The organism is Streptomyces narbonensis (assembly GCF_014649015.1).
Lineage (GTDB): Bacteria > Actinomycetota > Actinomycetes > Streptomycetales > Streptomycetaceae > Streptomyces > Streptomyces narbonensis.
This window is the reverse complement of record NZ_BMSF01000001.1, coordinates 485,105-497,833: the sequence shown is the minus strand read 5'-3', so window position 1 is coordinate 497,833 and position 12,729 is coordinate 485,105. Positions and strand designations below refer to the sequence as shown.

The following is a 12,729-nucleotide window of genomic DNA, read 5'->3' as shown; positions in this document are numbered from 1 at the left end:
TCCACTTTTGGCACTCACCCTGCCCGAGTGCCAGCAAATCCCCCGGCCAGTGTACGGCGGCGGGCAACGCTCCTGGCAAGGAGGCGGGCGCGCACCGGTTAGCGTCGCCCCATGGACATCGATTGGGAAGCGTACGGGTGGGAGCGGCTGGCGCGCGGTGTCGGCAGGGTCCGACTGCCGGGCTGGGACGCCACGGTGGGCCTGGTGGTGGGCGCGGAGGGGCTTCTGCTGTACGACACGGGCTCGTCGCTCGCGGAGGGCGCCGAGCTCCGGGGGCGGATCGCGGCGCTGACGGGCGGCCGAAGAGTGACGCACATCGCACTGAGCCATCCGCACTTCGACCACGTCTTCGGGACGGCGGCGTTCGCGGGCGCGGAGGTCTTCGGCGCGGTGGGCTCGGACGACCTCATGGCGCGCACGCGGGACCGGGAGGCGCTGCGCACGGACGCGGTGCGCCACGGGCTCGACGCCGCGGAGGCGGCCGAGGCGGTGGACGTGCTGGTGGCCCCGCGGCACGTGGTCTCCGGCGAGTGGACGCTCGACCTGGGCGGCCGGCAGGTACTCCTGGCGAACATCGGCCCGGGCCACACGGGCCACGACCTGGCGCTCTTCGTCCCCGGGGAGCGGGAGGTCGTCTTCTGCGGGGACCTGGTGGAGGAGTCGGGCGAGCCGCAGGCTGGACCGGACGCGATCCCGTCCCGCTGGCCGGACGCGCTGGACCGGCTGCTCTCGCTCGGCGGCGAGGACGCGGTGTACGTGCCGGGCCACGGGGCCGTGGTGGACGCCACGTTCGTACGGACACAGCGCGAGGAACTGGCACGGCGCTTCGCCGTGTCATAACGTCGCCCGAATGCGCAGCTACGACCCGGATCCGACTCCCGCTTGACTCCAGCTCCCGGGGGACGACCCCCGGACCCCCGCAGCATCCCCCCGCCACCTCGTCCCGGAGAGAATTGGGCCCCATGCGCAGCTACGACCCGGATCTGACTCCCGCTTGACTCCAGCTCCCGGGGGACGACCCCCGGACCCCCAGCAGCGTCCCCCCGCCACCTCGTCCCGGAGAGAATTGGGCCCCATGCGCAGCTACGACCCGGATCTGACTCCCGCTTGGAAGCGCTCGGCGCCCGTCCCCGAGGTGCCGGCCGACCCCGACCTCGTCGTGGAGGAGGTCGCCACGGGCTTCTGCGGGGCGGTGATCCGCTGCGAGGCGGGCACGGTGACCCTGGAGGACCGCTTCGGCAAGCACCGGGTCTTCCCGATGGAGCCGCGCGGCTTCCTCCTGGAGGGCAGGGTCGTGACCCTGGTCCGCCCGGCCCCGGCCGCCCCGGTACGCCCCACCCGCACGGCCTCCGGCTCGGTCGCCGTCCCGGGCGCGCGGGCGCGCGTGGCGCGGGCGGGCCGCATCTACGTGGAGGGCCGGCACGACGCCGAGCTCGTCGAGCGGGTCTGGGGTGACGACCTGCGGATCGAGGGCGTGGTCGTCGAGTACCTGGAGGGCATCGACGACCTGCCGTCGATCGTGGCCGAGTTCGGTCCGGCGCCGGACGCCCGCCTGGGCGTCCTGGTGGACCACCTGGTCCCGGGCTCGAAGGAGAGCCGGATCGCCGCCCAGGTCACGTCCCCGGACGTCCTGGTGGTCGGCCACCCGTACATCGACGTCTGGGAGGCGGTGAAACCGTCCTCGGTCGGCATCAGGGCCTGGCCGACGGTCCCGCGCGGCCAGGACTGGAAGACCGGCGTCTGCCGCGCCCTGGGTTGGCCCTCGGACAACACGGGCGCGGCCTGGCAGCACATCCTGTCGAAGGTCACGTCCTACAAGGACCTGGAACCGGAGCTCCTGGGCCGAGTGGAAGAACTGATCGACTTCGTGACGGCCCCGTAGCGCGGGCATGCGCCCCGCCGGGGCAGCACCCCGCCCCGGCCCTAGTCCACCAGGTCCCGCACCACCGCATCGGCCAGCAGCCGACCCCGCAGGGTCAGAACCGCCCGCCCGTCCTCGTACGACCCGGGGTCGAGAAGCCCGTCCCCCAGCGCCCTCCCCGCGGCCGCCAGCCCCGCCGGCTTCAGCAGATCCAGTGGGCACCCGTCCCGCAGCCGCAGCTCCAGCAGCACCCGCTCCACCCGCCGGTCCTCCTCCGAGAGGAGCTCCCGCCCGGCACCGGGCGACTTCCCGGCCCCCAGTGCCGCCGCGTACGCCCCCGGATGCTTCACGTTCCACCAGCGCACCCCGCCGACGTGCGAGTGCGCACCGGGCCCGGCGCCCCACCAGTCGGCGCCGCGCCAGTACAGCTCGTTGTGGAGGCAGCGCCCGGCTTCGGAGGTGGCCCAGTTGGACACCTCGTACCAGGAGAACCCCGCCTCCTCGAAGGCCGCGTCCGCGATCAGGTACCGGTCCGCGTGCACGTCGTCGTCGGTCATCGGCACCTCGCCGCGCCGGATGCGGCGCGCGAGCTGCGTCCCCTCCTCGACGATCAGGGCGTACGCACTGACGTGATCGGGCCCGGCACCGATGGCCGCGTCGAGGGACGCCCGCCAGTCGTCGTCGGACTCCCCCGGCGTGCCGTAGATCAGGTCGAGGTTGACGTGCTCGAAGCCGGCGGCCCGCGCCTCCGCGACGCACGCCTCGGGGCGACCGGGGGTGTGGGTCCGGTCGAGGATCTTCAGGACGTGCTGCTTGGCGCTCTGCATGCCGAAGGAGATCCGGTTGAACCCGCCCTCCCGCAGCTCCGCCAGATACGCGGGGTTCACGGACTCCGGGTTCGCCTCGGTCGTGACCTCGGCGTCGTCCGCGAGTCCGAACTCGTCGCGGATGGCCCCCAGCATCCGTACGAGGTCACCGGCGGCGAGCAGCGTGGGTGTGCCGCCGCCGACGAAGACGGTCCGGACCGGCCGGGGATCGTCGCCGAGGACCTTCCGGGCGAGCCGGATCTCCTCGGTGACCTGCCCGGCGTAGTTGTCCCGGGAGGCGAGCACGCCACCGGCACCGCGGAGCTCGCTCGCGGTGTACGTGTTGAAGTCGCAGTAGCCGCAGCGCGTGGCGCAGTACGGCACGTGCAGGTAGAACCCGAGGGGCCGCTCCCCCGCCCCTTCGAGGGCGTGCGGGGGCAGCGCCCCGTCGTCGGGGACGTTCTCACCATCGGGCAGTACGGAAGGCATGAGCCCATTGTCCCGTACCGCCCGAGGTGAACCTCCGGCCTGTGGATAACCGACCTGCGGACAGCCGGCCTGCGGACAGCCGGCCTGCGGACAGCCGACCTGCGGACAGCCGGCCTGTGGACAGCCGGCCTGTGGACAGCCGGCCTGTGGGTATCCGCCGCCTCACGGCGACGGTCCCGCCCTCCGGTCCGGCTTACGCCTCGCGCGAGCCCTCGTACATCGCGTCGATGAGGTGCTGGTAGGTCCGCTCCACGACGGGCCGCTTCATTTTCAGCGACGGGGTCAGCTCGCCGTGCTCGACGTCGAGGTCGCGCGGCAGCAGGCGGAACTTCTTGATCGTCTGCCAGCGCTGGAGGTTCTCGTTGAGGCGCTCGATGTACCCCTGGACGAGCTTCTCGGTCTCCGGGGCGGCGACGACCTCCGCGTAGGTCTTGCCGGTGAGGCCCTGCTCGGCGGCCCAGCCGAGAATGGCGGGCTCGTCGAGGGCGATGAGCGCGGAGCAGTAGTTCCGGTCGGCGCCGAGCACCACGATGTTGGAGACGAAGGGGCAGACGGCCTTGAACTGGCCCTCGACCTCGGTCGGGGCGATGTACTTGCCGCCGGAGGTCTTGAACAGGTCCTTCTTGCGGTCGGTGATCCGCAGGTACCCGTCGGCGGACAGCTCGCCGATGTCGCCGGTGTGGAACCAGCCGTCCGGCTCCAGGACCTCGGCCGTCTTCTCCGGCAGGCGGTGGTAGCCCTCCATGATGCCGGGGCCGCGCAGCAGGATCTCGCCGTCGTCGGCGATCCGGACCTCGGTGCCGGGGAGCGGCTTGCCGACGGTGCCGGTGCGGTAGGCCTCGCCGGGGTTGACGAAGGAGGCGGCGCTGGACTCCGTGAGGCCGTAGCCCTCCAGGATGTGGATGCCGGCGCCGGAGAAGAAGTAGCCGATCTCGGGCGCCAGGGCGACGGAGCCGGAGACGGCGGCGCGCAGCCGCCCGCCGAAGGCCTCGCGGAGCTTCTTGTAGACCAGCGCGTCGGCGACCTTGTGCTTGGCCGTGAGGCCGAAGGGGGCCGAGGCCGTGCCGGTGCGGCGGAAGTTGTCCTGGGTGACCTTGGCGTACTCGCGGGCGACGCCGGCCGACCACTGGAAGATCTTGTACTTGGCGCCGCCGCCCTCGCGGGCCTTGGCGGCGACCCCGTTGTAGACCTTCTCGAAGATGCGCGGGACGGCCGCCATGTAGGTCGGCTGCACGATCGGCAGGTTCACGATGATCTTGTCGATCCGGCCGTCCAGGGCCGTGACGTGTCCGACCTCGATCTGGCCGGAGGTCAGCACCTTGCCGAAGACGTGGGCGAGCGGCAGCCACAGGTACTGGACGTCGTCCTTGGTGACGAGGCCGGTGGCTGCGATGGCCTTGGCCATGTACGACCAGTTGTCGTGCGGGAGGCGGACGCCCTTGGGGCGGCCGGTGGTGCCCGAGGTGTAGATGAGGGTGGCGAGCTGGTCGGCGGTGATCGCGGCGACCCGCTCCTTCACGGCCTCGGGGTTCTTCTCCAGGTACGCCTTGCCGCGCGCTTCCAGGTCGGCGAGCGAGAGGACCCAGTCGTCGGTCTCCACGCCCTCGGGGTCGAGGACCACGACGTGGTGGAGGTCGGGCAGCTCGGCGCGGCGCTCACGGGCCTTGGCGACCTGGGCCGCGTCCTCGGCGATCAGGACCTTGGACTCGGAGTCCGCGAGGATGAAGGCCGACTCCTCGGCGTTCGTCTGCGGGTAGATGGTGGTCGTCGCGGCGCCCGCGCACATCACGCCGAGGTCGGAGAGGACCCACTCCACCCGGGTGGAGGAGGCGAGGGCCACCCGCTCCTCGGGCCGCACGCCGAGATCGATGAGGCCGGCGGCGATCGCGTAGACCCGCTCGGCGGCCTGCCCCCAACTGAGCGACTTCCAGTCGTCGGGACCGGCACCGGACGCGGCGGGCACCGGGTATCGGTAGGCCTCCGCGTCGGGAGTCCGCTCGACGCGCTCAAGGAAGAGGGTCGCCACGGAGGGCGGCCGGTTCTCGATCAGGGTCTGTGTGTCGCTCACGACGTCCTCCGGGCGGCGGCGGTGCCTGCTGGCGGTGCGTAACTACGTAACTAACTGGCGAGTAACCTTCGAGTCGGGATCAGAGTAAAGGGCCGAGGACTGGCGCGTAAGGGCTTGCAAGCCGCCGCTTCATAACGAACGGGTCCACGCGCCGTCGGCACGTGGACCCGTTCGATGCACTAGGCACCTACTTCTGACGTTCCCGGCTACTTCTTCTTGCCGGCGGACTCGTCGCTCGACAGGACGGCGATGAAGGCCTCCTGCGGCACCTCCACCGAGCCGACCATCTTCATGCGCTTCTTGCCTTCCTTCTGCTTCTCCAGCAGCTTCCGCTTACGGGAGATGTCACCGCCGTAGCACTTGGCGAGGACGTCCTTCCGGATGGCGCGGATGGTCTCGCGGGCGATGACCCGGGAGCCGATGGCGGCCTGGATCGGCACCTCGAAGGCCTGGCGCGGGATGAGCTCGCGCAGCTTGGCGACGAGCCGCACACCGTAGGCGTACGCGGCGTCCTTGTGGGTGACGGCGGAGAACGCGTCGACCTTGTCGCCGTGCAGCAGGATGTCGACCTTGACCAGGCTGGAGGCCTGCTCGCCCGTGGGCTCGTAGTCGAGGGAGGCGTAGCCGCGCGTCTTGGACTTCAGCTGGTCGAAGAAGTCGAAGACGATCTCGGCGAGGGGCAGGGTGTAGCGGATCTCGACCCGGTCCTCGGAGAGGTAGTCCATGCCGATCAGGGTGCCGCGACGGGTCTGGCACAGCTCCATGATCGCGCCGATGAACTCGCTGGGGGCGAGGATCGTGGCGCGCACGACGGGCTCGAACACGTCGTCGATCTTGCCCTCGGGGAACTCGCTCGGGTTCGTGACCGTGTGCTCGCTGCCGTCCTCCATGACCACGCGGTAGACCACGTTGGGGGCGGTGGCGATCAGGTCGAGCCCGAACTCGCGCTCCAGCCGCTCGCGGATCACGTCGAGGTGGAGCAGGCCCAGGAAGCCGACGCGGAAGCCGAAGCCCAGCGCGGCGGAGGTCTCCGGCTCGTAGACGAGCGCGGCGTCGTTGAGCTGGAGCTTGTCGAGGGCCTCGCGGAGGTCCGGGTACTCCGATCCGTCCAGCGGGTAGAGACCCGAGAACACCATCGGCTTGGGGTCCTTGTAGCCGCCGAGCGCCTCGGTCGCGCCCTTGTTCAGGGAGGTGATCGTGTCACCGACCTTGGACTGACGGACGTCCTTCACGCCGGTGATGAGGTAGCCGACCTCACCGACGCCGAGCCCGTCGGACGCGGTCATCTCCGGCGACGAGACGCCGATCTCCAGCAGCTCGTGCGTGGCGCCCGTCGACATCATCTTGATGCGCTCGCGCTTGTTGAGCTGCCCGTCGACGACACGGACGTACGTCACGACGCCCCGGTACGAGTCGTACACGGAGTCGAAGATCATCGCGCGGGCGGGTGCGTCGGCGACACCGACCGGAGCCGGCACGTCCCGGACGACACGGTCGAGCAGCGCCTCGACGCCCATGCCGGTCTTGGCGGAGACCTTCAGCACGTCCTCCGGCTGGCAGCCGATGAGGTTGGCCAGCTCCTCGGAGAACTTCTCCGGCTGGGCGGCCGGAAGGTCGATCTTGTTCAGGACCGGAACGATCGTGAGGTCGTTCTCCATCGCCAGGTAGAGGTTGGCGAGGGTCTGCGCCTCGATGCCCTGCGCCGCGTCCACGAGCAGGACCGTGCCCTCACAGGCGGCCAGCGAACGCGACACCTCGTACGTGAAGTCGACGTGCCCAGGAGTGTCGATCATGTTCAGGATGTGGGTCTTCCCGTCACCCTGCCCGTCGGTGGGCGCCCACGGCAGACGGACCGCCTGGGACTTGATCGTGATGCCGCGCTCCCGCTCGATGTCCATCCGGTCGAGATACTGGGCACGCATCTGCCGCTGGTCGACCACACCGGTGAGCTGGAGCATCCGGTCGGCGAGCGTGGACTTGCCGTGGTCGATGTGCGCGATGATGCAGAAGTTGCGGATCAGAGCCGGGTCGGTACGGCTCGGCTCGGGCACGTTGGTAGGAGTCGCGGGCACGCAGGGTCTCGTCTCGGGGCGATGTCGGATCGATACGTAGGCTCCATGGTCCCATGCCCGCCGCCCTGCGCCCGGTTTGGGCGGCCCCGCGGGTGACTGATACTGTGGACAGCTGTGCCTCGTGTGCCCTCTCAGCTGCGAGTCACACTCCAGAAGGAACATCGAACCTGTAAAGGCTCTTTTCGTGGCGAACATCAAGTCCCAGATCAAGCGGAACAAGACCAACGAGAAGGCGCGCCTGCGTAACAAGGCCGTCAAGTCGTCGCTCAAGACCGCGATCCGCAAGGCCCGCGAGGCCGTCGCCGCCGGCGACTTCGAGAAGGCCACCGTTGCCACTCGTGCCGCCTCGCGTCAGCTCGACAAGGCTGTCTCGAAGGGTGTCATCCACAAGAACGCCGCCGCCAACAAGAAGTCGGCGCTGGCCACCAAGGTTGCCTCCCTCCAGGGCTGAGCTCTGATGTAACCGGTCGTACGGGACCCAGCGGGCCCTCTCTCCCGCTCCCGCCGACCACCAGGACTCGCACGCGGACGCGTTCGCCACGCGGGTGCGAGCCCACCAGCTGTAACGCCGAAGGCCCCGCCGCCTCCACCCCAGGAGCCGCCGGGGCCTTCGCCGCGCCTAGGGCGTGATGCCCCCGCTCCAGGACGAGCCACGAAGAAACCGACACGTGGGCGGCGCGAAGCCGCCGGGGGTCCCGGGGCAGGGCACCACGGCTAAGCTGCCGCGTGCCCTCCGGGGCGCGGGCCGAAGCCACACCCGCAAAGCCGCCGCGTGCCCTCCGGGGCGCGGGCCGAAGCCACACCCGCGAAGCTGCCGCTGCTCCTCGAGGGGCCCGGATTCGACACACCACGGCGCGAAGCCGCCGCCGGCCCTGCAGGGGCCCGGGGCGGAGCCCAGCCGCGAGTCCCTCCCCCGGGGGAGCCGGAGCCCGCGGCGCGAAGCCGCCGCCGGAGCATCCGGGGTCCGGGGGCGGAGCCCCCGGGAAACAACCTCGTCCCCCACCAGCCCCCGGCAGGGTTTCGGGAAGGGGCGGGGTGGGGGAATCGACCCAGACACCAGCCACGAACCGCACGGCACGGCACCGCACCGCACCGCACCGACCAGCCCACCGGCCCGGCCCGGCCCGGCAGGGCCCGGCCACCGATACCGCCCCGGCCCCGGCTACCCGCGCCGCATCCTCGCCGCCCGCGCCACCGCGACCACCGCCTTCTCCAGGGCGTACTCGGGATCGTCGCCTCCGCCCTTCACCCCCGCATCGGCGTCAGCGATCGCACGGAGTGCGACCGAGACCCCGTCAGGGGTCCAGCCCCGCATCTGCTGCCGCACGCGGTCGATCTTCCAGGGCGGCATGCCCAGCTCACGCGCCAGATCCGCCGGCCGCCCACCCCGCGCCGACGAGAGCTTGCCGATCGCCCGTACGCCCTGCGCCAACGCACTGGTGATGAGTACCGGCGCGACCCCGGTCGACAGCGACCACCGCAGCGCCTCCAGGGCCTCCGCGGCACGCCCCTCGACGGCCCGGTCCGCCACGTTGAAGGACGAGGCCTCGGCACGGCCCGTGTAGTACCGCCCGACGACCGCCTCGTCGATCGTGCCGTCGACGTCCGCCGTCAGCTGCGCGCACGCGGACGCCAGCTCCCGCAGGTCGCTGCCGATCGAGTCCACCAGCGCCTGGCACGCCTCCGGCGTCGCCGCGCGCCCGAGCGCCCGGAACTCCTGCCGTACGAACGTCAGCCGCTCCGCCGGCTTCGTCGTCTTCGGGCAGGCCACCTCCCGCGCGCCCGCCTTCCGCGCCGCGTCGAGCAGGCCCTTGCCCTTCGCGCCTCCGGCATGGAGCAGGACGAGCGAGATGTCCTCGACCGGGTCGTCGAGGTAGGCCTTGACGTCCTTGATCGTGTCGGCGGAGAGGTCCTGCGCGTTGCGCACGACCAGGACCTTGCGCTCGGCGAAGAGCGAGGGGCTGGTGAGCTCCGCCAGCGACCCGGGCTGGAGCTGGTCGGAGGTGAGGTCGCGTACGTCCGTGTCGGCGTCGGCGGCCCTGGCGGCCGCCACCACCTCCTGGACGGCGCGGTCGAGGAGCAGGTCCTCCTGCCCCACGGCGAGCGTCACGGGGCCGAGGAGGTCGTCGGGGGAAGTCTTTCTGGTGGCCATCGCGATCCAGCATCCCACGGGCCACCGACAGCCGTGCCCGAAGGCCGCGACCAAGGGCCGCACCCGAGACCCCTACGGTCATGCCCGAGAATGACCGGGTGAGCGAACGACGACACGTACTGGTACTCCCCGACCGCGACGCCGCCGAGGAGGTCGCCGAGGAACTCCCCGACCGCTTCGGCGTCGCCGAGACACCGCAGCTCGTCCGGGACGCCCTCGCCGGCGAGGACGACGCCGAGGACGCCCAGTGGTTGGTGGTCGTCGAGGACCCGGACGGAAAGCTCGACGCGGCGGCGCTCGACGAGCTCGCCGCCGAGTACGAGGGCTGGCTGGAGGCCCCGTAGAGCCGGCCTCCCCTAGGCGTTCTTGCGGACGACCCACCTTGCGGCCCGCCAAGTGTTACCGAGAGTCCGAATCGAGGGTTCCGTGCAGTGACACCCCTCAGGAGTTCGGTGTGTCGTGACCGACGACCGGAAGCTCGTCGAGAACGATCCCGAACAGCTCCCGGTACGCGCCCCGCACCTCCTCGTCCCCGTCGAGCACTCGCTCGACGCGCTCCCCGTGGGCGCGGGTGATCAGCTTCCTTTCGCTGAGGGTGATCCGCCCCTCCTCCGTGAGCAGGGAGCAGACCAGGGAGCGCGGAAAGTGCGAGTCGGGCGAGGTCCGGTGGTACCACGCGCCGGCCGCGAAGTCCGCGAGCTCACGGGGCCGCACCTCCAGCCGGTACTGCGGCTTCCCGTCGCGCAGCACCTCCAGATCGCCGTCGGCGGCCTCCTGGACACGGAACCGGCCGCCCGGGTCCTCCTGGTCGCCGCGCTCGTCGAAGGCCAGCGGGTAGTGGCTGTGGTCGCCGAATCCGACGTCGGCCAGCCACCGTTCCCCGTCGGCCGTCACCACAAGCAGCGCCATGTGGTCGTACGGGATCCCGACTCTCCCCTCCGCGTCGACGACGCGCGCCTGGAGCAGCGACACCCGGTAGCCGAGCTCCCTCAGCAGCACCGCGAACGCGGTGTTGAGCTCGTAGCAGAAGCCGCCCCTGCGGTCGTCGACCACCTTGCCGACCAGTGCCTTCTCGTCAAGGACGATGTCCTCGCCGAGATGGATCGAGAGGTTCTCGAAGGGCACGCTCAGCAGGTGCCGCACATGGAGTTCGCGCAAGGCGTCCGCGTCTGCGCGCACGGGCCGCCGCGCGCCGATCCGTGCCAGGTAGGCGCCCGTGTCCGGGAGGGTGGGGGCCGCCGGGGCGGGAGCCGTCCGGTCGGGTGCGTCCGTCACTTCGTCACTCATGCGGCCAGTCTCCCTCTTCCCGGTCGGTCACGAGGCCCCGACAGGGGCCGACTCCTCTTCCTTCGCGGGCAGTTCACGCATGCGCGCCAGCGGCGAGGGCAGCAGCCAGAGCACGGCGAGGACGGCTCCGCCGGTGGCGATCCACAGCGTCGGGCGCAGCCCGATCGCCGTGCCGAGCAGGCCTCCGAGCAGCGCGCCCACGGGGCGGAAACCGTGGTTGAGCGTGCGGAACGCCCCCATGACCCGGGCCCGTACGGCGTCGGGGATCACCGCCATCTGGAACGAACCCGCGGCGATGTCCACGATCATCACGCCGACACAGGAGAGGAACTCGGCCACGAACATCACGGCCACCACCAGCGGAAGCGGCCCACCGGCCAGGGGTATCAGGAGCAGGGGCATCGTGAACCCGAGGAAGCCGACGACGAGTGAAGCGCCGATGCCGATCCGCCGGACGACGGCTCCGCTGACCGCGGCTCCGATGAGACCGCCCACCGCTCCGGCTCCCAGGATCAGGCCGAGCAGGCCCGCGCTGATACCGAGTTCAGCGGTCGCGTAGAGCACGAAGAGGGTGTGGAACATGTAGTTGAACAGCTGGATCGTGCCGGAAGCGGCGAACAGCGCGCGCATGGACGCGTCATGGAGCACCCAGCGCAGCCCTTCGGTGAAGTGCCCCTTGACCACGGGGGCCGGCGGGGGTTCGACCGCGTCGATCCGGGCGAGGTACCCGGCCGACGCCACGTAGGTGAGGGCGTCGGCGACCAGGGCGAAGGGCGCGGTGAGGACCTGCACGAGCACGCCCCCGATCCCGGGGCCCGCGAGCCAGGACATCGAACGGCTGCCGTTGACCAGTGCGTTCGCCTGTATGTACCGGTCGGTGGGGACGAGCGCGACGAGGAGCGTGTTGTTGCAGGCCTCGAAGAGAACGGTGAGCGCACCGACCCCGAAGGCCACCGCGTACAGCTGCCCGAGCGTCAGCGCGTCGAGCGCGTAGGCGACCGGGAGGGTCAGGATGAGCGCGGCCCGCGCGAGGTCCGCCACGATCATGGCGCGTCTGCGGCTCGTCTGCCGGTCGGCCCAGGCGCCGAGCGGCAGGTTGAGCAGGAGGGCGGGGAGGAGTTCGGCCGTCTTGAGCCAGCCCATCTCGGCGGCGTCCGCACCGAGGATCAGGACGGCGGCGAGCGGGATGGCGATGAGTGAGATCTGGTCCCCGGCGAGCGAGATGGTCTGCCCGGTCCAGTAGCGGCGGAAAGTCCGCTCGCGCAGCAGTTCCGGTATGCGTTCCACGAGGGCCATGCCGTTCACTCCGCGTCTCGGTGGTGGGGGACGTCCTGTTCCAGGTGGGCGATCCGCAGGATGCTGACGGCCCGGGCGCCCTCGGGCATGAGGGACGGGTCGGACTCGCGCCCCTCGAAGGGGCGGAGCAGTGCCTCGATCCGCTCGCCGAGGCCGGTCAGCTCCTCGGGGGTGAGGAAGAGCAGGGAGTCGCCGAACTGCTCGGCCTCCCGCCATTCCCTCGGCAGCGTGTGCCGGCGCTCCATGGCCCGGGTGACCCGCTCGAAGTAGCGCTCGGCGACGGCGACCGTGAGCGCGTCGGAGGCCTCCGCGACCGTCGCGTCCTCGCTGTACTCCGGCCACTCCGTGTACCGCGCGGTGGCCCGCCAGGGCTTCTCCCGCCCCTTGCCGCCCGGCGCCTCCTCCACGAGGCCGTACTTGGCGAGTATCCGCAGGTGGTAGGAGCAGCTGGCCACGGACTCGCCGGTCAGCTCGGCGGCCTTGGTCGCGGTGAAAGGGCCACTGCTGCGCAGCAGTCCCACCAGGGTCATCCGCAGGGGGTGGGCGTAGGCCCGCAGGGCCCGCGGGTTGGTGAGGCGGATACTGCGGGGCTGCTCGCCCTCGGGTTGCGGTTCACTCGTCTCCGGCACGATGAAAAGGTATCTTTAGAAAGGATCCTTTACAAGCGCCTTTACAAGCGTTCTCTACATCGACTCGCC

The 12,729-nt window shown here is 71.0% G+C and carries 11 protein-coding genes; 4 read left to right on the top strand and 7 right to left on the bottom strand.

All coding sequences use genetic code 11. The annotated features are described in order from the left end of the window. Positions 1 to 111 precede the first annotated feature (111 nt). Complete coding sequence (locus IE124_RS02125) at positions 112 to 840, top strand: MBL fold metallo-hydrolase (protein ID WP_189504155.1); 729 nt, start codon at positions 112 to 114, stop codon at positions 838 to 840. Between the two features lie 235 nt (positions 841 to 1,075). Then, positions 1,076 to 1,882, top strand: a complete 807-nt coding sequence (locus tag IE124_RS02120) for a DUF3097 domain-containing protein (protein WP_189504153.1) — start codon at positions 1,076 to 1,078, stop codon at positions 1,880 to 1,882. A gap of 41 nt (positions 1,883 to 1,923) precedes the next feature. On the opposite strand, the gene hemW is transcribed toward IE124_RS02120, so the two are convergent. The 3 genes from hemW to lepA form a co-directional block, all read right to left on the bottom strand. Beyond that, positions 1,924 to 3,156 carry a radical SAM family heme chaperone HemW gene (hemW, locus tag IE124_RS02115; RefSeq protein WP_189504151.1) on the bottom strand — a complete coding sequence of 411 codons (1,233 nt, stop codon included), beginning with the start codon at positions 3,154 to 3,156 and terminating at the stop codon, positions 1,924 to 1,926. Positions 3,157 to 3,349: 193 nt separating this feature from the next. Beyond that, positions 3,350 to 5,224 (bottom strand): AMP-dependent synthetase/ligase, encoded by a 1,875-nt coding sequence (locus IE124_RS02110; RefSeq protein ID WP_189504148.1) that lies wholly within the window; start codon positions 5,222 to 5,224, stop codon positions 3,350 to 3,352. A gap of 206 nt (positions 5,225 to 5,430) precedes the next feature. Continuing rightward, the gene (gene lepA / locus IE124_RS02105; protein WP_189504146.1) at positions 5,431 to 7,296 is read right to left on the bottom strand and encodes a translation elongation factor 4; all 1,866 of its coding nucleotides are present in this window, start codon (positions 7,294 to 7,296) and stop codon (positions 5,431 to 5,433) included. A gap of 184 nt (positions 7,297 to 7,480) precedes the next feature. Here lepA and rpsT point away from each other — a divergent pair, with 184 nt between their 5' ends. Next, positions 7,481 to 7,747, top strand: a complete 267-nt coding sequence (rpsT, locus tag IE124_RS02100) for a 30S ribosomal protein S20 (RefSeq protein WP_150270330.1) — start codon at positions 7,481 to 7,483, stop codon at positions 7,745 to 7,747. 711 nt (positions 7,748 to 8,458) lie between these two features. Here rpsT and holA read toward each other — a convergent pair. After that, a complete protein-coding gene (holA, locus tag IE124_RS02095) occupies positions 8,459 to 9,448 on the bottom strand; it encodes a DNA polymerase III subunit delta (RefSeq protein WP_189504144.1) in 990 nt (329 codons plus the stop codon). 80 nt (positions 9,449 to 9,528) lie between these two features. Between holA and IE124_RS02090 the strand changes: the two genes are divergently transcribed. Then, positions 9,529 to 9,792 carry a hypothetical protein gene (locus tag IE124_RS02090; protein ID WP_189504142.1) on the top strand — a complete coding sequence of 88 codons (264 nt, stop codon included), beginning with the start codon at positions 9,529 to 9,531 and terminating at the stop codon, positions 9,790 to 9,792. Between the two features lie 97 nt (positions 9,793 to 9,889). Here the strand turns inward: IE124_RS02090 and IE124_RS02085 are convergent, their stop codons facing one another. Genes IE124_RS02085 through IE124_RS02075 form a run of 3 tightly spaced genes read right to left on the bottom strand, consistent with a single transcriptional unit; the run spans position 9,890 to position 12,660 of the window. Continuing rightward, a complete protein-coding gene (locus IE124_RS02085; RefSeq protein ID WP_189504140.1) occupies positions 9,890 to 10,735 on the bottom strand; it encodes an arylamine N-acetyltransferase family protein in 846 nt (281 codons plus the stop codon). 27 nt (positions 10,736 to 10,762) lie between these two features. Further along, positions 10,763 to 12,031: an MFS transporter gene (locus IE124_RS02080; protein ID WP_229832029.1), complete on the bottom strand. Its 1,269-nt coding sequence runs from the start codon at positions 12,029 to 12,031 to the stop codon at positions 10,763 to 10,765. A 5-nt stretch (positions 12,032 to 12,036) separates the two neighbouring features. Then, the gene (locus tag IE124_RS02075) at positions 12,037 to 12,660 is read right to left on the bottom strand and encodes a winged helix-turn-helix domain-containing protein (RefSeq protein WP_189504136.1); all 624 of its coding nucleotides are present in this window, start codon (positions 12,658 to 12,660) and stop codon (positions 12,037 to 12,039) included. Positions 12,661 to 12,729 lie beyond the last annotated feature (69 nt).

What these genes read in the sequence shown, in the direction of transcription:
- IE124_RS02125 (WP_189504155.1), top strand. Translation starts at nt 112, where the DNA reads ATGGACATCGATTGGGAAGCGTACGGGTGGGAGCGGCTGGCGCGCGGT.
- IE124_RS02120 (WP_189504153.1), top strand. Translation starts at nt 1,076, where the DNA reads ATGCGCAGCTACGACCCGGATCTGACTCCCGCTTGGAAGCGCTCGGCG.
- hemW (WP_189504151.1), bottom strand. Translation starts at nt 3,156, where the DNA reads ATGCCTTCCGTACTGCCCGATGGTGAGAACGTCCCCGACGACGGGGCG.
- holA (WP_189504144.1), bottom strand. Translation starts at nt 9,448, where the DNA reads ATGGCCACCAGAAAGACTTCCCCCGACGACCTCCTCGGCCCCGTGACG.
- IE124_RS02090 (WP_189504142.1), top strand. Translation starts at nt 9,529, where the DNA reads ATGCCCGAGAATGACCGGGTGAGCGAACGACGACACGTACTGGTACTC.
- IE124_RS02085 (WP_189504140.1), bottom strand. Translation starts at nt 10,735, where the DNA reads ATGAGTGACGAAGTGACGGACGCACCCGACCGGACGGCTCCCGCCCCG.
- IE124_RS02080 (WP_229832029.1), bottom strand. Translation starts at nt 12,031, where the DNA reads ATGGCCCTCGTGGAACGCATACCGGAACTGCTGCGCGAGCGGACTTTC.